The sequence below is a fragment of the Cryobacterium tepidiphilum genome, from assembly GCF_003716325.1.
In the GTDB taxonomy this organism is placed as follows: Bacteria; Actinomycetota; Actinomycetes; order Actinomycetales; family Microbacteriaceae; genus Cryobacterium; species Cryobacterium tepidiphilum.
In genome coordinates this window covers 214,534-234,317 of the sequence record NZ_RDSR01000001.1, presented here as the reverse complement: position 1 = coordinate 234,317, position 19,784 = coordinate 214,534, and the positions used below count along the sequence as shown (strand labels likewise).

The 19,784-nt window shown below is 68.9% G+C and carries 19 protein-coding genes; 4 read left to right on the top strand and 15 right to left on the bottom strand.

The features are described from left to right. Nucleotides 1-9: 9 nt before the first annotated feature. From EEJ31_RS01155 to EEJ31_RS01145, 3 genes are all read right to left on the bottom strand, one after another. Nucleotides 10-4,515 carry an ExeM/NucH family extracellular endonuclease gene (locus tag EEJ31_RS01155; RefSeq protein ID WP_325049326.1) on the bottom strand — a complete coding sequence of 1,502 codons (4,506 nt, stop codon included), beginning with the start codon at nt 4,513-4,515 and terminating at the stop codon, nt 10-12. A 177-nt stretch (nt 4,516-4,692) separates the two neighbouring features. Next, complete coding sequence (locus tag EEJ31_RS01150; RefSeq protein ID WP_233563661.1) at nt 4,693-5,205, bottom strand: amino-acid N-acetyltransferase; 513 nt, start codon at nt 5,203-5,205, stop codon at nt 4,693-4,695. Between the two features lie 200 nt (nt 5,206-5,405). Next, the gene (locus EEJ31_RS01145) at nt 5,406-7,931 is read right to left on the bottom strand and encodes an ATP-dependent Clp protease ATP-binding subunit (protein WP_123044433.1); all 2,526 of its coding nucleotides are present in this window, start codon (nt 7,929-7,931) and stop codon (nt 5,406-5,408) included. 137 nt (nt 7,932-8,068) lie between these two features. Between EEJ31_RS01145 and EEJ31_RS14200 the strand changes: the two genes are divergently transcribed. The 4 genes from EEJ31_RS14200 to EEJ31_RS01130 all read left to right on the top strand — a co-directional run bounded on the left by EEJ31_RS14200 (nt 8,069) and on the right by EEJ31_RS01130 (nt 9,254). After that, nucleotides 8,069-8,191, top strand: a complete 123-nt coding sequence (locus EEJ31_RS14200) for a hypothetical protein (RefSeq protein ID WP_267897599.1) — start codon at nt 8,069-8,071, stop codon at nt 8,189-8,191. Between the two features lie 197 nt (nt 8,192-8,388). Then, on the top strand, nt 8,389-8,589 hold the full coding sequence (locus tag EEJ31_RS01140; RefSeq protein ID WP_123044432.1) for a helix-turn-helix domain-containing protein: 201 nt from the start codon (nt 8,389-8,391) through the stop codon (nt 8,587-8,589). A gap of 3 nt (nt 8,590-8,592) precedes the next feature. Next, nucleotides 8,593-8,865, top strand: a complete 273-nt coding sequence (locus tag EEJ31_RS01135) for a FitA-like ribbon-helix-helix domain-containing protein (RefSeq protein WP_123044431.1) — start codon at nt 8,593-8,595, stop codon at nt 8,863-8,865. Beyond that, entirely contained in the window at nt 8,862-9,254 is a 393-nt protein-coding gene (locus tag EEJ31_RS01130) for a type II toxin-antitoxin system VapC family toxin (protein ID WP_123044430.1), read from the top strand. The genes EEJ31_RS01135 and EEJ31_RS01130 overlap by 4 nt, the downstream gene beginning before the upstream one ends. Before the next feature lie 17 nt (nt 9,255-9,271). Here EEJ31_RS01130 and cls read toward each other — a convergent pair whose 3' ends face one another. The 12 genes from cls to folE all read right to left on the bottom strand — a co-directional run bounded on the left by cls (nt 9,272) and on the right by folE (nt 19,780). Then, entirely contained in the window at nt 9,272-10,732 is a 1,461-nt protein-coding gene (gene cls / locus EEJ31_RS01125) for a cardiolipin synthase (protein WP_123044429.1), read from the bottom strand. Between the two features lie 9 nt (nt 10,733-10,741). Next, nucleotides 10,742-11,383 carry a hypothetical protein gene (locus EEJ31_RS01120; protein WP_123044428.1) on the bottom strand — a complete coding sequence of 214 codons (642 nt, stop codon included), beginning with the start codon at nt 11,381-11,383 and terminating at the stop codon, nt 10,742-10,744. A gap of 202 nt (nt 11,384-11,585) precedes the next feature. Then, complete coding sequence (gene lysS / locus EEJ31_RS01115) at nt 11,586-13,124, bottom strand: lysine--tRNA ligase (RefSeq protein ID WP_123044427.1); 1,539 nt, start codon at nt 13,122-13,124, stop codon at nt 11,586-11,588. 20 nt (nt 13,125-13,144) lie between these two features. Further along, on the bottom strand, nt 13,145-14,053 hold the full coding sequence (gene panC, locus EEJ31_RS01110) for a pantoate--beta-alanine ligase (RefSeq protein ID WP_233563660.1): 909 nt from the start codon (nt 14,051-14,053) through the stop codon (nt 13,145-13,147). After that, complete coding sequence (locus EEJ31_RS01105; RefSeq protein ID WP_123044426.1) at nt 14,050-14,799, bottom strand: Rossmann-like and DUF2520 domain-containing protein; 750 nt, start codon at nt 14,797-14,799, stop codon at nt 14,050-14,052. The genes panC and EEJ31_RS01105 overlap by 4 nt, the downstream gene beginning before the upstream one ends. Continuing rightward, nucleotides 14,796-16,436 (bottom strand): PH domain-containing protein, encoded by a 1,641-nt coding sequence (locus EEJ31_RS01100; RefSeq protein ID WP_123044425.1) that lies wholly within the window; start codon nt 16,434-16,436, stop codon nt 14,796-14,798. The genes EEJ31_RS01105 and EEJ31_RS01100 overlap by 4 nt, the downstream gene beginning before the upstream one ends. After that, the gene (locus tag EEJ31_RS01095) at nt 16,433-17,029 is read right to left on the bottom strand and encodes a PH domain-containing protein (RefSeq protein ID WP_233563659.1); all 597 of its coding nucleotides are present in this window, start codon (nt 17,027-17,029) and stop codon (nt 16,433-16,435) included. Before EEJ31_RS01095 ends, EEJ31_RS01100 begins: the two co-directional genes overlap by 4 nt. Beyond that, the gene (locus EEJ31_RS01090) at nt 17,022-17,489 is read right to left on the bottom strand and encodes a DUF3180 domain-containing protein (protein WP_123044424.1); all 468 of its coding nucleotides are present in this window, start codon (nt 17,487-17,489) and stop codon (nt 17,022-17,024) included. The genes EEJ31_RS01095 and EEJ31_RS01090 overlap by 8 nt, the downstream gene beginning before the upstream one ends. Further along, nucleotides 17,486-18,040, bottom strand: coding sequence for a 2-amino-4-hydroxy-6-hydroxymethyldihydropteridine diphosphokinase (gene folK / locus EEJ31_RS01085; protein ID WP_233563658.1), 555 nt, complete (start codon nt 18,038-18,040; stop codon nt 17,486-17,488). The genes EEJ31_RS01090 and folK overlap by 4 nt, the downstream gene beginning before the upstream one ends. Further along, nucleotides 18,037-18,411, bottom strand: a complete 375-nt coding sequence (gene folB, locus EEJ31_RS01080; RefSeq protein ID WP_123044423.1) for a dihydroneopterin aldolase — start codon at nt 18,409-18,411, stop codon at nt 18,037-18,039. Before folB ends, folK begins: the two co-directional genes overlap by 4 nt. After that, a complete protein-coding gene (gene folP, locus EEJ31_RS01075) occupies nt 18,408-19,214 on the bottom strand; it encodes a dihydropteroate synthase (protein ID WP_123044422.1) in 807 nt (268 codons plus the stop codon). Before folP ends, folB begins: the two co-directional genes overlap by 4 nt. After that, nucleotides 19,211-19,780 carry a GTP cyclohydrolase I FolE gene (gene folE, locus EEJ31_RS01070; RefSeq protein ID WP_123044421.1) on the bottom strand — a complete coding sequence of 190 codons (570 nt, stop codon included), beginning with the start codon at nt 19,778-19,780 and terminating at the stop codon, nt 19,211-19,213. The genes folP and folE overlap by 4 nt, the downstream gene beginning before the upstream one ends. Nucleotides 19,781-19,784: the final 4 nt, after the last annotated feature.

Here is a 19,784-nt window from a genome sequence, read left to right as displayed (position 1 = left end):
GCGATGTGGTTATATCCCGACGCCGGCTGCAGCGCACTGGTCATGACCTTTCGCCTTGCCCTTTCCGGGGTTCACCTTGTCGTGGCCCTTGGCTTTGCCCTGCCCGTGCCCGTTGCCGAGCGGGTCGCAGGTGTTGGTCGGGGCCGTGACGGTGAACGGGAGGTGCACGGTGGTGCCGGACTCCTTAGCCGTCAGCACCAGCTCGCCGGTCGCTGCGGCATCCGCTGGCACCGTGAAGGTCACCGTCGCCGTACCGTTGACCACGGGCACCGTGCCGAGGTCGGTGCCCGACCAGCTCATCGACAGTTCGGTGTTCGCCGGGCTGCCGAGCGACGTCAGGTCGAGCTTCGAGACCGTGAGAGTCACCGACTGGCCGGGAGCCACGGCCCCCACCGGGTAGCCATCCACCGCCACGCCACGGCGGGCAAACGATGGGGAGAGCGGGCTATTGGCCCCGATGTAGTCGATCCAGGCGTCACGGTCCACGAGACCGGAGTCGCGCGTGTCGGTTCCGTTCTTGAACTCCCAGAAGTTGTCGCCGCCATCCAACAGGAAGCTGAACGACCCGATCCGGTAGTCCTTGGCCATGTCGATCGGCGCACCGTTCACCGTGATGCTGGTGATGTGGTTGTTCAGCGTGGCGTCCGGGTCATAGGTGTAACTGACATTGTTCGACAGACCCAGGTTCAGGAAGGTACGACCCGACGTGATCGGGTTGCCGTCCTTGTCCCGTTGCCACTGCTGCTCGAGAACCGTCTTGAACTGGGCCCCGGTGAGGGTCGTCGTCCAGAGGTTGTTCAGGAACGGCAGCACGCTGTTGGCCTCGGCGTAGGTGATGACGCCGTCATCGCCGTACAGCAGTTCGGATCTGAGACCGCCCGGGTTCACGACGCCGATCTCTGCACCGCCGAGCTCCGGATCGGAGAGGCTCGATACCAGCGCGTCGGCCACCAGGTTGCCGAGGGTGGACTCGGAGCCTCGGTCGTCGCGCACGGGCGGGGTACCGCCGAATGCGGTGGTGATGTCGGCGGTGACCGATCCCACCTTCTGCTCACCGATCACGGCCGCCGCCTTGAGGGCGTCGTCCACGATCTTCTTCACTTCGGCGACCCGCGGGTACGCGGCCACCAGGTCGGCGTCGGCCGTGGTGGTGCGCGGAACATTCCGCTCCGTGTAGCTCACTACGGCATCCGTTGACGGCTGGTAGGTCAGAACGACCTGGCCGACGTTCTCGCCGTAGCTGCCGGTCTGCAGGATCGGCCGGGTCTGGCCGTCGGCACCGGGGATGGGGCCGGCCCACGCGTACGCCTTGTGCGTGTGAGCCGTGAAGATCGCATCCACCGCGGCGGATGTTTCGTTCACGATCTTCGCGAAGGCGCCGCCCATGGCGACCTGGCTTTCCAGCGTGGCACCGTTCGGCGTTCCCTGGCTGGCACCCTCGTGGTACTCGGCGACGATCACGTCCGCTTCACCGTTGTTCGGGTCGCCATCCGTGAGCTGCGCGGCCACGCGGTTCACGGCGTCCACCGGGTCCCCGAAGTCCAGCATCGAGATGCCGCTCTGCGAGACGAGGGAAGGAGTCTCCTGGGTCACAGCCCCGATGACGCCCACGTCGACTCCGGCGACGTCGAAGATCGAGTACTCCGGCAGCGCAGGGTCAGTGGTTCCCTTGAAGTAGACATTCGCGCCCAGGTAGTCCCAGTCCGTCAGGTCGGCGATGCGGCCGGTCAGGTCGGGGTAGCCGGTGTCGAACTCGTGGTTGCCCACGGATGATTCGAGTCCCAGCGCGTTCAGCACCTCGATGGTCGGAACATCCTGCTGCGAGGAGGAGGCGAACAGCGACGCACCGATGTTGTCGCCCGCGGAGCCGAGGAGGGTGTTCGCATCACCGCCGGCTGCCCGCAGCTGCTCGATGGTTCCCGCGAACTTGACGGTGTTGCCGTCGATGCGCCCGTGGAAATCGTTGATGTTCAGCAGGTTCAGGTCCACCGTCGCGTTCGGGTCGACCGCGAGGTTCAGGCCGACGACCATCGGGTCGTGGTCGGAGGAGCGGTACATGTCGTCGACGTAGAAGTCGGTGACGTTGTTGTTGTACCGGCTGTACTCCAGCGCGACGGATTCGACGGAGTTGATGTTCCAGACGTCCACGTCGTTGACCGCTTCCTCGGCGGCCGGCGAGGCGAAGACGTGGTCGAGGGATCCGATCATGCCGTCGTAGGCGTAGGTCTCCTCGCCGGTGCGTGTGCCGAGGTCGATGTATCCGGCCTTGGTGAGCACCTGGATCGGGTCCTCCATCAGGTAGGCGTTGAAGTCGCCCGAGAGGAACAGGCGGTCGGTTCCGCTGGCGGCCTTCATCTCGTCGGCGAAGTCGACGAGGGCCTCGGCCTGCGCCACGCGGTCCGCGTTCGACTTGCCCTGCCCCTCATCGGTCTCGTTCCCCGGTCCGACGCCGGAGCCCTTCGACTTGAAGTGGTTGACGATCACGAGGAAGCCCTCGCTGTCGGCGGCGCCGGCGAGCTTGAACTCCTGGGCGAGCGGCTGCCGGGCGTTGTCGAACGCCGCGGAGCCGATGAGGATCGTCGAGTCGCCCACGGTTTCCACCGCGGACGGCTTGTAGATGAAGGCGGTGCGGATGACGTCCTCGCTGGCGGGAACGGCCGCCGGTGACGGCACGAAGGCCCACACCCCGTCGCCGGCGTCGGCGTTCAGCGCCGCCACCAGGTTGGAGAGGGCGTCGTCGCGGTCCTTGCCGAACGTGGCCGAGTTCTCGATCTCCTCGAGCGACACGACGTCGGCGTCCAGCGCGTTGATCGCGCTGACGATCTTCGCCTGCTGTCGTGCGAGGTCGTCGGCGTTCGCGGCGCCGCGGGCGTCGCATCCGCCCTTGACCGTCGTCGCCTCACCGTCGCGGTCGTTGTAGTAGGTGCAGCCGTCGATGCTGTCTCCGGTGGTGCTGAAGTAGTTCAGCACGTTGAACGTGGCCAGACGGATGTCGCCGCCCACGTTGCGCGGGGCATCCGTTCGCGTGTTCTCGAATGTTGCCGGCTGCACCGTGCCGGCGTTCGCCGGCGTGAGCTGCGTGAGCGGCTGGTACTTCCAGGTGTCGTTGCGGTAGTCGAAGATGACCGGACTGGTGAAGTCGACGGCCGCTCCGATGCGCACCGGAGCCGTGGTGGAGAGGTAGGGCACCGGGATGGACTGGTTGGCGGAGCTGTTGAAGTTCAGCGAGGAACCGTCGTCGAGGGTGACCGCGAGCGCCTTGTTCGTGGCGACGGCCTCCGCGTACTCCGGCGTTCCCACGTGGGCGAGGACCGTCGGCTGGATGAGCGGGTTGTCGTCGGCCGCCAGCCCGATCTCGCCGTACTGGTTGGTGGCGTAGTTGTCGGTGACGGTGAAGTCGCCCTGCGGCGCAACGAGCATGCCCTCGAGGGACTCACGCTGGGCAACGTCGGCGGGGAGGCCGACCGCGGCCGGGGCAGGGGCCGTGACGGCAGCGGCGTCGAGCTTCTTCAGTCCGCCGGAAGCCACGTTCAGCTCGGTCATGCCGTAGAACTCGGTGACCGTTGCTGTCACCTCGACGTAGTCGCCGATAGCGACGTCGCCGGCGGTGGCCGACGAGAAGACGAAGATGCCGTCGGACGCCGGGTGGGTGCCGAGGTCGAGGTTTCCGCCGGTGCCCGGCGTCTGGATGTAGTAGCCGCTGAAGCCGCCGTCCGGGTAGGCGGCGGTGACGATGCCCTTTGTGACGACGGAATTGTCCTTGAACGGACTGGTGTCGGTTGTTCCCTGGATCTCGGCGATCGTGTGCTCGCCTGCCGATTCGACCGGGTCGGGGGCGGGCTCGCTCTCAAGCCCGGAATTCGTGGGCGTGGGAGCTGCCGTCGTGAAGTCGGCTGCGTTGTTGTCGGTGTCCGCAAAGCCGTTGCGGTTGAGGGATCTGGTGATCGAGGCTGCGGAGCTCTTCGCCGTCTCGAAGGTGTTCGAGGTTCCGTAACCGAGCAGGTCCACGATGCCGTCGACACCGATCGCCGTTCCGACCGGCGGCGTGATCGCTCCGGTCTGGTCGGCGAGGAAGACAGTGCCGCCGCTGCCCGCCAGGAACGAGTTGCTGATCGTCGCATCCGGTTCGGGGAGGGGAAGACCGTTGTCGGCGTTGCTGCCGCCCTGGATCAGGTAGTAGCCCTTGGCGGGAATGGAGCCGGTCAGCGCCTGCACCCCGGAAGGAGCGCCAGTGCCGCTCGCCGAGCGGTACTGCAGCGACATCCCGCTCAGGCTGATCGCGGCATCCGTCGGGTTGTAGAGCTCAACGAACTTGTTGTGGAACGTCGCGCCGGTACTGCCCCCGTTGAGGTAGGCCTCGTTGATCACCACCCCGATGCCATCTGTACTCGCATTGGCCGGAAGGGCCATGATCGGCGCTGCGACCATCGCCAATCCCAGTCCGGACGCGAGTGTGAGCTTGAGCCTTCCGCCTAGCGGGGGATGCGACATCTTGTTCTCCTGATCGACAGTCATCGTTGACGGCAATGCTCGGAGCCTAGCTACGGTACTCACCGCGCGGGAACGGCAGAATCCCATGTCGTCCAATTTTGCTCATATGAGCACCCTCGAACGGGTGGCGCTGCAACGGGTGACGCGCATTGTCGACGCGCTCCTGCCCAGCGATCCCGCGGCGAACCAGTGCCGCGACGCCTACGACAGCCGCTTGACCATCCGTGTGTTGCCGAGCGTGTTGGGTTTCACCCGCGCCAGGTCGAGGAATTCGGCGACGCCTTCATCGGGCGAGCGCACCAACTCGGAGTACACCGACGGGTCCACCGTCTCGCTGCCCATGTCGGCGAACCCGTGCCGGCCGAAGAACCCGACCTCGAAGGTCAGGCAGAACAGGCGGCTGAGGCCGAGCTCCCGCGCGTCGTCTTCCAGCCGGTCGAGCAACGCATGGCCGACCCCGCGGCCCACCCAGTCACTGGCCACCGCGAGGGTGCGCACCTCCGCGAGGTCCTCCCAGATCACGTGCAGGGCGCCGCAGCCGATCAGCCGGCCCGAGGCATCCTCTGCCACCCGGAACTCCTGCACCGCCTCGTAGAAAACCACGGTCTCCTTGCCGAGCAGGATCCGCTGCTGCACGAACGGCTCCACGAGCTCCTTGATCTGCCGCACGTCGGCGGTGCGCGCGCGGCGCACCCGGTACCCCTGCTGGCCCACCGTCACCCTAACCGCCCCTGCCTGTCGCTAACTCCGGAAACTTTTCCAGTCTAGGCACCCGCACCCCGCCACCCCGCGCCACGTCCCTCCCGCGGCCCTGGATCTCCGGAGTTAGCGGCCAAGGGCGACGGGACGGCGAGGGCTCGGCGACGACTAAGGGCCCGGCGGATGCTCCGCCGGGCCCTTCGTGTGAGCGTGCGTCAGTCGCTGGTCACCGCGAGGTCGGGCGTGCCGGGGCCGGTGCCGAGCGCGGCGTTCGCGTTGGCGCCCACCGACACCGGGTGCTCGCGGGTGCTGGTGGTGAACACGAACTCGCCGTCGGCGAAGTCCACGTGCACGTGGTCGCCCGCATTCAGCTCGCCGTGCAGGATCTTCTCCGACAGGCGGTCCTCCACCTCGCGCTGCACCGCGCGGCGCAGCGGCCGGGCGCCGAGCGCCGGGTCGAAGCCCACCTCGATGAGGCGCTCCTTGGCCGGGACGGTGAGCTCGACGGTCATGTCGCGGTCCAGCATCCGGTCGGTGAGGTGCTTGATGAACAGGTCGACGATCTGCAGCAGCTCGGCCTTGCTCAGCTGCGGGAACACGATGATCTCGTCGACGCGGTTCAGGAACTCGGGCTTGAAGTGCTTCTTCAGCTCCTCGTTGACCTTGCCGCGCATGCGGTCGTAGCCGGTCGAGGTGTCGCCCTCCACCTGGAAGCCGACGGGTCCGCCGCTGATGTCCTTGGTGCCGAGGTTCGTGGTCATGATGATCACGGTGTTCTTGAAGTCGACGACCCGGCCCTGGCCATCCGTCAGCCGGCCCTCTTCCAGAATCTGGAGGAGCGAGTTGAAGATGTCGGGGTGAGCCTTCTCGATCTCGTCGAACAGCACAACGCTGAACGGCTTGCGGCGCACCTTCTCGGTGAGCTGGCCGCCCTCTTCGAAGCCGACGAACCCGGGAGGGGCACCGAACAGCCGCGAGACGGTGTGCTTCTCGCCGTACTCGCTCATGTCGAGCGAGATCATCGCGGCCTCGTCGTCGAACAGGAACTCGGCGAGCGCCTTGGCGAGCTCGGTCTTGCCGACGCCGGTGGGGCCGGCGAAGATGAACGAACCGGAGGGACGCTTCGGGTCCTTGAGGCCGGCGCGGGTGCGGCGGATGCTCTTGGAGATGGCGGAGATCGCCTCCTCCTGGCCGATGACCCGCTGGTGCAGCGCCTTCTCCATGAAGACGAGCCGGCTGGACTCCTCCTCGGTGAGCTTGAACACGGGGATGCCGGTGGCCTGCGCCAGCACCTCGGCGATGAGCCCCTCGTCGACGACGGCCGTCGACTTCACGTCGCCGGACTTCCACTGCTTCTCGAGGCGCAGCCGCTCGCCGAGGAGGTTCTTCTCCTCGTCACGGAGGCTCGCGGCCTTCTCGAAGTCCTGGTCCTCAATCGCGGTCTCCTTGGCGGCGCGCACCACGGCGATCTTCTCGTCGAATTCGCGCAGCTCCGGCGGGCTCGACAGGATCGAGAGGCGCAGGCGGGCGCCGGCTTCGTCGATCAGGTCGATGGCCTTGTCGGGGAGGAACCGGTCGGCGACGTAGCGGTCGGCGAGGTTCGCGGCGGCGACGAGCGCGCCATCCGTGATCGACACCTTGTGGTGCGCCTCGTAGCGGTCGCGCAGCCCCTTGAGGATGTTGATGGTGTGGGGCAGCGACGGCTCCGCCACCTGGATGGGCTGGAAGCGGCGCTCGAGCGCGGCATCCTTCTCGAAGTGCTTGCGGTATTCGTCGATGGTGGTCGCGCCGATGGTCTGCAGTTCACCGCGCGCCAGGAGCGGCTTCAGGATGCTCGCAGCGTCGATGGCGCCCTCGGCCGCACCAGCGCCGACGAGGGTGTGGATCTCGTCGATGAACACGATGATGTCGCCGCGGGTGCGGATCTCCTTGGTCACCTTCTTCAGGCGCTCCTCGAAGTCACCGCGGTAGCGGCTGCCGGCGATGAGCGAGCCGAGGTCGAGCGAATAGAGCTGCTTGTCCTTCAGCGTCTCGGGCACATCGCCCTTGACGATGGCCTGCGCGAGTCCCTCGACGACGGCGGTCTTGCCGACGCCGGGTTCGCCGATGAGCACCGGGTTGTTCTTGGAGCGGCGGGAGAGGATCTGCATGACCCGCTCGATCTCCTTCTCGCGGCCGATCACGGGGTCGAGCTTGCTGTCACGCGCGGCCTGGGTGAGGTTGCGGCCGAACTGGTCGAGAACCTGGCTGCCCGCCTGGGCGCCCGTCTGCTCGTTCGCACCGACCTGCACCTGCTCCTTCCCCTGGTAGCCGGAGAGGAGCTGGATGACCTGCTGGCGCACGCGGTTGAGGTCGGCGCCGAGCTTCACGAGCACCTGGGCGGCGACGCCCTCGCCCTCGCGGATGAGGCCGAGCAAGATGTGCTCGGTTCCGATGTAGTTGTGGCCGAGCTGCAGGGCCTCGCGGAGGCTCAGCTCGAGCACCTTCTTGGCGCGCGGGGTGAACGGGATGTGGCCGGTGGGCTGCTGCTGGCCCTGGCCGATGATGTCCTGCACCTGCTCACGCACGGCGTCGAGGGAGATGCCCAGGCTCTCGAGGGCCTTGGCGGCGACGCCTTCACCCTCGTGAATCAGCCCGAGCAGGATGTGCTCGGTTCCGATGTAGTTGTGGTTGAGCATCTTGGCCTCTTCCTGGGCCAGGACGACGACGCGACGAGCTCGGTCGGTGAATCTCTCAAACATGTGATTGCTCCCCTTGGCACCAGGGCAGTTATGGCGCCGATACAACGAGAGTAACGAGCAATACCTGAAATCGGGCCTGTGTTCGCCCCCAGCGTGACGCCTGCCGGCAACTGACCGGCGGCCAGCCTTTCAAGCCCGTGCTGGCCGGTTCGGTCATGGCGGCCGCGGTGGCCGTCGGTGTCGGGGGGATCGCCTGGCAGGTCTTCTTCCAGATCGGCGGTCTCGTTTCATCCCAGCAGGCACTCGGCGTCGTCGGCTGAAAATCCGAGGAGATCTCCTTCACAGGCTTCAACCCCGACGGCCCCACGTTTGATTCACTGTCGACAGGGCTACCCCAGCCATCCATGGGATTCGCCCTCGACTTCTGGCCGATCTATTTCGCGCTCGCCCTGTTGGCCGTCGCCGTCGCCTTTCGGTACAGCGCGAGGCTGCAACGCGACACCGAAGGCCTGGTGTGATGAAAGCCACTGAGTCCCGCTTAGAGGGGACAGGGATCCGCTGCCGCCTGGACGACGTGCTCGCCGAACGCGGGATGACCCTCACCGAGCTGAGCAAACTCGTCGACCTGAGCATCGTGAACCTCTCGGTGTTGAAGAACGACCGCGCCCGCAATGCATGCAGAACCGTTGTGTATGCATGCATCCGGAGTTACCGTTGAGACATGGGAGTGACGGTGCAAGTTCGAGATCTTGACCCAGCCGTACAGGAAACGCTGAAGGCGCAGGCTTCAGCCCAGGGTCTCTCCTTGTCCGAGTACCTGAGGCGCACGCTGAGCGACATCGCCGAGCGCATTCAGGTGCACGAGCGTTGGGAACGAGCTGTGGCGGAGGACGAGCTGCGGATGTCACAACCGGAGAAACAACGGTGGCAGCCAATCCACGTGGACAGGGACGTGATCCTCGAAACCATCCAGGAAGGCCGCGAAGAGAGATGAGTCTCGCGGTGATCGACAGTGGCGCCTTACTGGAACTCATCCTCAAGCATGGCGCCGCCGGGGTGCCTCGCCATGCAGCGACTGCGGACCTCGTCGCTCCACATCTGCTGGATCCCGAATTCCTCAGCAGTACCCGCAAGCTCATCCTCCGCGGCAGCATCCCTATCGAACGAGCCGAACGTCTCATTCGCGAGTTCAAACGTGTCACCATCCGACGCTTTTCCCACGGACCCCTCCTTGAGAAGGCCTGGGCGCTGCGCGAGAACATCACGCCCTACGACGCGATGTACGTCGCCCTCGCCCAGACCCTCGGCGTGCCCCTCATCACAGCGGATGCCCGGCTCCGCCGTGCCGCCGAAAGCTACTGTGCGGTAACGCTGCTCGCCTGATCGGCGCAGCCCGCGGCCTACTGCACTGCGGAGGTGAGCCGCGCGAGGTTGTCGAGCACCGTCGAACGGAGCGGCTGCTTCTCCCACTCCTCGAGCGTCAGTTCCCGGCTGTCGAGCCGGTACCCGTTCTCGACCGCCCGCAGTTCCCGCACGAACGAGGAGCCGCGCACCATGAGCGATACCTCCATGTTGAGGGTGAACGAGCGCATGTCCATGTTGCTCGACCCGATCACCGCCACCTCGTCGTCGATGGTGAAGTGCTTGGCGTGCAGGATGAACGGCGCCTTGTACATGTAGATGACCACGCCGCTGCGCAGCAGCGCCTCGTAGTACGAGCGTTGCGCGTGGTACACCAGCGGCTGGTCGCCGATCTCGGACACGAAGAGCTCGACGCGCACGCCCCGCTGCACGGCCGTCGTCACGGCGTACATGATCGATTCGTCGGGCACGAAGTAGGGGCTCGTGATGATGATGCGCTCCTGCGCGTAGTACAGCAGGGCGAGGAAGAGCCGCAGGTTGTTCTCGCCCTCGAACCCGGGTCCGCTCGGCACCACCTGGCAGTCGAGCGGGTCGGTGACCCGCACGGAGTGCACCGGCTCGATGTCGCGGGTGAGCAGCTCCCCGGTCTCGCTGTACCAGTCGGTGATGAAGATGGCGTTCAGCCCGGCGACGATCGGCCCCTGCAGGCGGATCATCAGGTCTTTCCACTTCAGCCCGCGACGGATGTTCCGCCGTTCGTTGTAGCTGCGGTCGATGATGTTCTGCGACCCCATGAAGCCGATCTCGCCGTCGACGATGAGGAGCTTGCGGTGGTTGCGGAGGTCCGGTCGCTGCCACTGGCCCTTGAACGGCTGGAGCGGGAGCATGAGCTTCCAGTCCACGCCGTCACGCGTCATCCGTCGCTTGGTCTTGCGATAGCCGGGCTTGCGCATCGACTGGATGTGGTCCATCAGCACGCGCACGGTGACGCCGCGCTTGACCGCGTTCGCCATCGCGTCGAAGAACGGCTCGGTGGTGGAGTCGAGGGAGAGGATATAGAACTCGACGTGCACGTACTTGCGGGCGTTGTTGATCGCATCCGTCATCGACGCCAGCGAGCCGGCGTAGTCGCTCTGCAGGCTCGCGGTGTTGTCGCCCACCAGCGGCATGGAGCCGAGGTTGCGGTTGAGTTCGACGACGGACTCGAGCCAGCCCGGCCACGGGTGGTCGCGGCGCACGCGTTCCATGCCCTGGGTGCTGTCGAGGATGAACTCGTTGATCTCCTCCTGGATCGCGAGCCGCTTCTTCGGGAGGGTGCGGGTGCCGATCAGCAGGAACAGCAGGCCGCCGAGGTACGGGATGAAGAAGATGGTGAGCAGCCACGCCATGCCCGAGGTGGGGCGGCGGTTGCGCGGCACGACGACGATCGCGATGACGCGCACGACAAAGTCCACCAGGAGGGCGACCAGGACAATGATCGTCGTGAGATTGAATATCACCTCGGCCGGCTACGAGGTCGGCTTGTCGAGACCGAGTCTCGCGCGTTCTTCCGCCTCGATGCGGGCGTAGACCTTCCGCTCGGTGCGGTCGGCGTGAATGATGGAGCGCATCACGAGCCAGAAGATCAATCCGACCACAACGGTGGGGGCGAGCGAGTAGAGCGCATTCACCCAGAAGCTGTCCATAGTGCTCCTAGGATACCCCGCCGCGCTGCGCCCGGGCTTTCCGTCGCGAAAGCAGGACGCGGGGCGTGCCCGACGCGCAATCCTTCCTGCTTTCAGCAACGGATGCCGCATGTCACCGGCGATCGGAAAGTGCTCCGGCGACCAGAGCCGGTGTTCGCCGGGTCCCGGCTGCGGCAGCCGAGCAGCGGTCGGCGGCGTCTGCACCCACAGGCCGCTTGGCCGCGTCACCCAGACGCCGTAGGCCGCCAGCGCCGATGCCGCCGCGAGCCGTCCGCCCAGGGCGATGGCGCGAGCCGCCCGCCAGTCGGCCCCGGCATGCGCCACCCAGCTGCGCCGGATCGGCCACAACTGGTGCTCATCGACGGCACGACGGATGTCGCGCTGCGAGTAGCCGAGAGCGGCCAGCTGTGAGCGCCGGGCCAGGTTCCCGAATCGCACCTTGTCCTGCGTGAGTGAGCGCTGCATCCGCTGATGATGCCGCACGCATCGCCGCGATTCTTCCTGTTCTCGCGACGCGCGCGCGTCGCGGGTGACGGAACGAGCGCCGGGAGTCAGCGGCCAACGATGCCGATGAGCCCGGAGACGACCAGGTACAGGCCGATGCCGCCCACGACGACCCACAGCACGATGCGGTTCGTCGACGGGCCCTTCTTGTCGGCGTCGCTCATCACTTCACCAGCGGGAACAGGATGGTCTCGCGAATGCCGAGGCCGGTGAGCGCCATGAGCAACCGGTCGATGCCCATGCCCATGCCGCCCGACGGCGGCATGCCGTATTCGAGGGCCCGCAGGAACTCCTCGTCGAGGCGCATCGCCTCGGGGTCGCCGCCGGCCGCCATGCGCGCCTGTTCCACGAAGCGCTCGCGCTGGATCACCGGGTCGACGAGCTCCGAGTATCCGGTGGCGAGTTCGAAGCCACGGATGTAGAGGTCCCACTTCTCGACGACGCCCGGGGTGGTGCGGTGGCCGCGCACGAGCGGGCTGGTGTCGACCGGGAAGTCCATGACGAACGTGGGGCGCACCAGGTCGCCCTTCACGAAGTGCTCCCACAGCTCCTCCACGTACTTGCCGTGGGTGGGGTGGTCGACCTCAAGCCCCTCGCGCTCGGCGAGCGCCTTCAGCTCCGCCACGGGCGTGGCGGGCGTCACGTCGGTTCCGGCGGCCGCGTTGAGGCTCTCGTACATGCTGATGCGATCCCACTCGCCGCCCAGGTCGTACTCGGTGCCGTCGGCCCACGTCACCACGTGCGATCCGGCGACGGCCTGCGCGGCGTCCTGGATGAGCTTCTGGGTGAGATCGGCGATGGAGTTGTAGTCGCCGTAGGCCTCGTACGCCTCGAGCATCGCGAACTCCGGCGAGTGCGTGGAGTCGGCACCCTCGTTGCGGAAGTTGCGGTTGATCTCGTAGACGCGGTCGATGCCGCCGACGACCGCGCGCTTGAGGAACAGCTCCGGCGCGATGCGCAGGTACAGCTCGGTGTCGAAGGCGTTGCTATGGGTGGTGAACGGCCGAGCGGATGCGCCGCCGTGCATGGTCTGCAGCATCGGCGTCTCGATCTCGATGAAGCCGAGCCCGGTGAAGGTCGACCGGAGGCTCGCCACCGTCGTCGACCGGGAGATGACGTTCCGCCTGGCCTGCTCGCGGGCGATGAGGTCGAGGTAGCGGCTGCGCACCCGGGTCTCCTCGCTGAGCTCGGAGTGCAGGTTCGGGAGCGGCAGCAGCGCCTTGGTGGCGATCTGCCACGACGCGACCATGATGGAGAGCTCGCCGCGCCGGGAGGAGATGACCTCACCGGAGACGAAGAGGTGGTCGCCGAGGTCGACGAGGTCCTTCCACTCGGTGAGGGACTCCTCCCCCACCTCGCCGAGCGACACCATCGCCTGGATGCGGCTGCCGTCGCCGGCCTGGAGGCTCGCGAAGCACAGCTTGCCGGTGTTGCGCAGGTGCACCACGCGGCCGGCGAGCGCGACGGTCTCGCCCGTGCGGGCATCCGCTTCGAGGCCTTCGAAGCGCGCGCGCACGGCGGGAATCGTGTCGCTGACCGGCACGGACACCGGGTAGGCGCCGCCGCCGGGGGCGCCCGCCGCCGCGTTCAGGCGCTCGCGCTTGGCCATGCGCACCGCCTTCTGTTCGTTCATCTCGGCGGCGGCAATGGCCTCAGCGTCGGCAGTTGCGTCGGCGAGGGCGGTGGTCGTGTTCTCGGTCATGCGGTTCTCCGTCGGGGCGGTCAGCGGGTGCTGGTCCGGCCCGTATCGAGGTCGAGTGCGGTGTTGTCGATGAGCCTCGTGGTTCCGACCAGCGCGGCGACCAGCATCCTGGCCGGCCCCCGGTAGTCGTCGCCGACCGGGAGGAAGGTGTGCGGATGCACGACAACGAGATAGTCCAGCTTAACCATTGGCGCGGCTTCGATGGCGTCGCGGGCTGCGGCCAGCGCCTGCCCCGCCGTCGCGTCGCCGCCCCGGGCAACGGATGCCGCGGCCGCGAGCGCCGCCGACAGGGCGTGCGCCGCGGCCCGTTGCGCCTCGTCGAGGTAGCGGTTGCGGCTGGAGAGGGCGAGCCCGCTCTCCTCGCGCACGATCGGGGCGACGTCGATGCGAAGCGGCAGGTCGAGGTCGGCGACCATGCGCTGCACCAGGAACACCTGCTGCGCATCCTTCTGCCCGAACACGGCCACGTCGGGGCCGACGATGTTGAACAGCTTGGCGACCACCGTGAGCATGCCGTCGAAGTGGCCCGGGCGCGCCGCGCCTTCATAAAGGGAGCCGACCGCGCCGGCTGTGACCCGGGTTCCGGGCGAGCCCTCCGGGTACATCTCGCGGGCGGTGGGCGCGAACACGAACGGCACGCCCGCCTCGGCCAGGCGGGTCAGGTCGGCGTCGAGGGTGCGCGGGTACCGGTCGAGGTCTTCGCCCGCGCCGAACTGCAGGGGGTTCACGAAGATGGAGACCACGACGATGTCGGCGATCTCCCGCGCGCGCTCCACGAGCGCGAGGTGGCCGTCGTGCAGCGCCCCCATGGTGGGCACCAGCGCGACCCGGGGCACGGCGGCTGCGCCCTCCTGCCGGGCGGCGGCGAGGCGCGCGCGCACGTCCGCGATGCTCCCGATCACCTCGGGCCGGCCAGCGGATGCGTTCACTCGTCGTCCTCCTCGGGCTCATCGTCGGGGAACGGCGGGAGCACCGACAGGTCGAGCACGGGCGGCGCGGTGCGGGCCAGCGCGTTCTCCATCGCCGAGCGCACGAGCGGTGCGATGACGGCACCGGGATGCTCGATGCCCACGGATGCGAGCAGCCCGGTGGCCTGTTCGACGATCGACGTGGAGAACGCTGTCGCCGTCTCCACCGCTTCCGCGTAGGTCGCGCGGTCCTTCTCCGCCACGATCACCGGTTCGCCGCCCATCTCCACTACGAGCGCCTGCCCGATCGGGAGCACGGGCGTCGGCGCGGTGACCGCGAAGTAGCAGTCGGCGAGGCGCGGGATGTCGATGCTCGTGCCGGTGAACGTCATGGCGGGGTGCACCGCCAGCGGGATGGCGCCTCCGGCGAGCGCGGGGGCCAGCACGTTCGCGCCGAAGCCCGGGGCGGTGTGCAGCACGAGCTGGCCCGGCTGCCAGGTCTTGGTGGCGGCGAGGCCGGCCACGAGACTCTCCAACTGGTCGTCGGGCACGGCGATGATGACCAGTTCGCTGCGCTCGACGACCTCGGGCACCGTGAGCACGGGCACGTTCGGCAGGATCGCCTCCGCCCGGTCCCGGCTCTCCTTCGAGATGGCGCTGATTCCGACGAGCGCGTGCCCGGCGCCGGCGAGGGCAGCGCCGAGCACCGGCCCCACCCGACCGGCGCCGATGATGCCGACTCCGAGCCGTCCCGGACGTGTGCTCATGCTCCTGCTCCTTCCGCCCCCGCCGTACCCGTGCCCGCAGGGGCCGCGGCTCGTTCGCTCCGCCAGCGGTGGGTCGTGTCGGCCTCAGCGGATGCGACGGCTCCCGCCGCGAGCGCCTGGAACAGCACGAGCGCCTGCGCCTGCGCCACCACCGGGAGGGAGGCGGTGACCGGGCCGGCGACCGTGTGCAGCTTCGCCGACGCGAGCCGTTGCATCCGTTGCAGGGGCCCCTGGCTGATGCCGACGCTCTGCAGCCGCGCCAGCGGCACGAGCATCAGGTCGCGGGTGATGACCCCGCGGCGAAACAGCACCACGCCGTCGTCGACGGCGTACCCGGTGCGGCGCCAGGAGAGCGGCCGCCGCCAGGCGGCTCGGCGCGGGGCGTTGGCGAACCCGTCGCCCGCGTGGCCGGTGCCGAGGAGGCCCTGGGTGACGAGCGCACGCGCCTGGTCGTCGTCGTACCCGGGCAGGATCAGCTCGAGCACCTTCATGACGTCGGCGAGGGTGCCCACCGGGAGGGTGGTGGTGCTGGCGGCCTGGCCGGCCGCCCCGCGGTTCGCGGAGCGTTCGGCCTTGTTGATGCGCACCTGCCACCAGCCGAACGGGCGCCACAGCAGCGGCTGGAAGACGTGGATGGCGTGGATGCGCCCGGGCGGGAGAGTCTCGTTGTTCGTGGAGAGCAGGCCGTAGCCGACCCGCACCCCGTCGGGCGTGCCGGCGATGCTGTAGCGCAGCGACTTGGTGAAGCGGGAGAACGAGTAGCCGAGGCCACCGAGCACGGGGACCACGGCGCCGATCAGCCAGTCCGGGTTGCCGGTCGCCGCGCGCACGGCCATGACGACGGCGAGCGTGACGAGCACGAGGGTGGACAGGCTGAAGACGATGGAGCCGGCCAGCCGCTGCGGGGGAATGCGCACCACCGACGCGGGCGGGGCGGCGTCGGGGTCGAGCTCGGGCGAGAGGAACTCCTGCACCCGGGCGGCCGCGAACCGGCTCGCGCCCTCGAACCCGTGGGCGGGTGCCGAACCGTGCAGGGCGTCGGGGTGCGCGTCCGACGGTGGGGCGGCATCCGTCGGCGCTATGGGGGCGGCCGCCTGCTTGGCGCCCGAGGCCAGACGAAGGATGTCGCGGCGCAGCTCGTCGGCCACCGCCGACCCGAGGTAGGCCAACTGCACGGTCGCGTCCTGGCCGGCGACGCTCACGTCGAGGCGCGCGGCCCCGAACAGCCGGGGCACCAGGGGCCTCGAGATGTTGACGCCCTGGATGCGGTCGAGCCGGGCACGGCGGTTGCTGCGCAGGAGCAAGCCGCTTCGCACCTCGACCGACTCCGCGTCTACCCGGAAGGTGTGCATGCGCCACATGAGGTAGAACACGACGAGGATGACGATGAGCACCACGGCGATCGCGAGGAGGGCCCAGCCCACCGCTCCACGCCGGAAGATCTCGTCGAGCGGGTCGCCGCCGTAGGTGGGAACCCGGAAGAAGAAGTCGACCAGCCGTTCGCGGAGGTTGGCGAGGATGAAGCCTAGCACGGCGACCATGAAGATCCCGCCGCGGAACAGGGGCGTCGCCGGGTGCAGCCGGTGCCAGGCGCCGTCGGCGAGCGAGGTCGACGCAGCCCTGGTCGGGGAGCTCACAGTCCCGCCCGGCGGCTCTCGGCCAGTTCGACCAGGCGGTCGCGCAGCAGGTCCGCCTCCGCTTCGGGGAGGCCGGGGATGGCGACGCCGGTCGCGGCGGCTGCGGTGACGAACTTCAGGTCGGCCAGGCCCAGCCAGCGGGCGACCGGGCCGCGCGTGATGTCGACCAGCTGCATCCGCCCGTACGGAACCGCGACGAAGCGTTGGAACATGATGCCGCGCCGGAACAGCAGGTCGTCGTCGCGCAGCTGGTAGCCGATGGAGCGCACCCGACGCGGCTCGAGCGCCACCGTGACGAGCACCCCGACGGCGATGACCGCACCGGGGTAGATGGCCCACTGCTGGTCTGCGACGAGCCAGAGCACGGCCGCGGCGGCGCAGGCGGCCACGCCGAAGAGCAGCGTGCCGACGACCTCGACGACGACGTACTTGGGCGACACGCGCTTCCACTCGCCGACGGCCGGCAGTTCCAGGCGCGGGCCGTCCGCGGGCGCCGGCGCCAGTGGCTCCGCCGAGTGCGGGTCCGCCTGCGCCTGGTCCGCCTGCGCCTGCCCCGCCTGCCCATCGCCCATGACGGCCTGGTGCTCAGACATGTTCGCCTCCCGGCTCATTCTCGTGGTCGTCGGGCGGAAGCGTGCAGAAGAATTCGGCGATGAGCCCGGCGACCAGCAGAACGGCGCCGCTGACCGCCGCCGCCACGGTGAGCCAGAGCGACTCCGACGGCGCCATGACCGTGCGGGTGAGCAGGTACAGCAGGATGCCGGTGCCGGCCCCGAAAAGCAGCGATCCGCTGAGGCTGGCCGACTTGGCCAGCACGGCGACGCGCAGCGCGACGAAGGGGTTGACCGGCCCGGCATCGCCCTTGGTGGCCTTGCGGATCGGCCGGGCGAGGGCGACCACCACGGCCGCGATCACCACGAGGGTGATGGGCAGCGACAGCGGCGCCACGAACACCGGCACGCCCGACGCGGCGGCGGAGACCTCGGCGAGGAATCCGATCGCAAGCCCGATCACGAACAGGGCGATGATGGGTGTGGGCGTGGTGCGCTTCACTCGTCCCCTCCGCGGTACGGCTGCACGGTGTTCGGGATGCGGGCGAGCAGGTCCCGCACCCGCCCGCGGCCCGGCAGTACGGCATCCGGGTCGACCTCTGCCCACGGCACCAGCACGAAGTCGCGTTCGGCCGCGCGGGGGTGCGGAACGACGAGGCGGTCGTCGGCGAGCTGGAGGTCGTCGACGGCGACGACGTCGATGTCGAGGGTGCGGTCGCCCCAGCGCTCGGCTCGCACGCGGCCGTGCTCGGCCTCGATGCCGTTGACTGAGTCGAGCAGGTCGTGCGGGTCGCCCGCGTACCGGCCGAGCAGCACGGCGTTGAGGTAGCGGGGCGCGGCCTCGTCGACCCCGTCGGGTTTCACGGCGGCCGACTCCACGAACGCCGACACGGCGTCGAGTTCGAATCCGTCGAGGTCGGCGATGTCCCGGGCGGCGCGCTGCAGGGTCTCGGCGCGATCGCCGAGGTTGCTGCCGATCGCGAGCACGACCCGGTGCGGTGCACGGGCACGCGCCTCGCCCATGCGGATGTTGGGGCGCGGGAGGGGGCTCATGCGTGCACCCGGGCCGGGCGGCTGCGCGTGAGCGTCACCGCGACATCCGTGAAGGGAACGGGTATCGGGGCCTCGGGCTTGTGCACCGTCACCTGCACGCGCTCGGCGGCCTCGTGGGCGAGCACGACGGCGGCGACGCGCTCCGCAACGGTCTCGATCAGGTCGACCGGGTTCGTGGCGACGGCGTCGGTCACCTCCACGGCGAGTTCGCCATAGTTGATGGTGCGGTCGATGCTGTCCGACGCGCCCGACAGGTCGAGCCACACGGTCACGTCGATGACGAAGTCCTGGCCGTTCTCGCGCTCGAAGTCATACAGCCCGTGGTGCGCGTTCACGCGCAGCCCGGTGAGGGTGATCGAGTCGGTGCTCATGCGTCCATTCTGTCGGAGTCCACGCGTGCGAGCACAGCGAGTGCCACCCGGGTCGATTCCACGTCGTGCACCCGCACCGCCCACGCCCCGGCCTGCGCGGCCAGCACACTGATGACGGAGGTCGGGAGATCGCGGGCCGTGACGGGCGCGTCGGCGGGGAGCAGCCCCGCCAGGAACCGCTTGCGGCTCGCGCCGACCATGACGGGGAAGCCCACCGCCTGCAGCTCGTCGAGGCGGGCGAGCAGCTCCCAGTTGTGGTGGCCCTGCTTGGCGAACCCGAGGCCCGGGTCGAGCACGAGCTGGCTCGGCGCAACGCCGGCGGCCAGCAGCGCGTCGACGCGCTCCTCCAGTTCGCGTCGCACGTCGTGCACCACGTCGGCGTACTCCGCGAGCGTGTCCATCTGCTTGGCGTGTCCCCGCCAGTGCATGGCGATGTAGGGGCGGCCGGTTTCGGCGGCGACGGATGCCATGGCCGGGTCGGCGAGGCCGCCCGAGACGTCGTTGATGATGGCGGCGCCCGCCTCCACCGCCGCGCGGGCCGTCGAGGCGTGCAGCGTGTCGACGCTTACGACCAGGCCGGCGCGCGCCAGTTCCCGGATCACCGGGATGACCCGCTCCTGCTCGGCCTCGGGCGGAACGCGGTCGGCGCCGGGGCGGGTGGATTCGCCGCCGACGTCGATGATGTCGGCGCCCTGGGCGGCGAGTTCCCGTCCTCGGGCGACCGCGGCATCCGCCTGCGCCCACCGGCCGCCGTCGCTGAACGAGTCGGGGGTGACGTTCAGGATGCCCATGACCTGCGTCATGACGGTGCGCCGATGAGGGCCATGACCTCGGCGCGCTGAACCGGGTCGTCGAACGCGCCGCGCGTGGCGAGGGTGACGGTGGAGCTCCCCGCCTGGCGTGAGCCTCGGGCGACCACGCAGCCGTGCACGGCGTCGAGGACGACGAGCACGCCGCGCGGGTCGAGGCCCTCCTGCAGGGCGTCGGCGATCTCCTCGGTCAGGCGCTCCTGCATTTGCGGGCGGGCCGCGATCGTCTCGACGACGGCGGGCAGGCGTCCGAGGCCGACGACGCGGTCGCCGGGCAGGTAGGCGATGTGCGCCGTTCCGAGAAACGGCAGGAGGTGGTGCTCGCACACCGACCGGAAGGCGATGCCGCGCAGGAGCACGAGTTCGCCCGTCCCGGGCCCGACCGGCACGCTGCCGCGCAGGTGCACGGCGGGGTCGCGGCCGAGACCGGCGAAGAACTCGTCGTACGCCTCGGCGACCCGCTTCGGCGTGGTGGCGAGGCCCGGGCGGCCCGGGTCTTCGCCGATGGCGGCGAGGATCTCGGTGACGGCCGCCTCGATCCGTGCCCTGTCGACCCCCACGGCG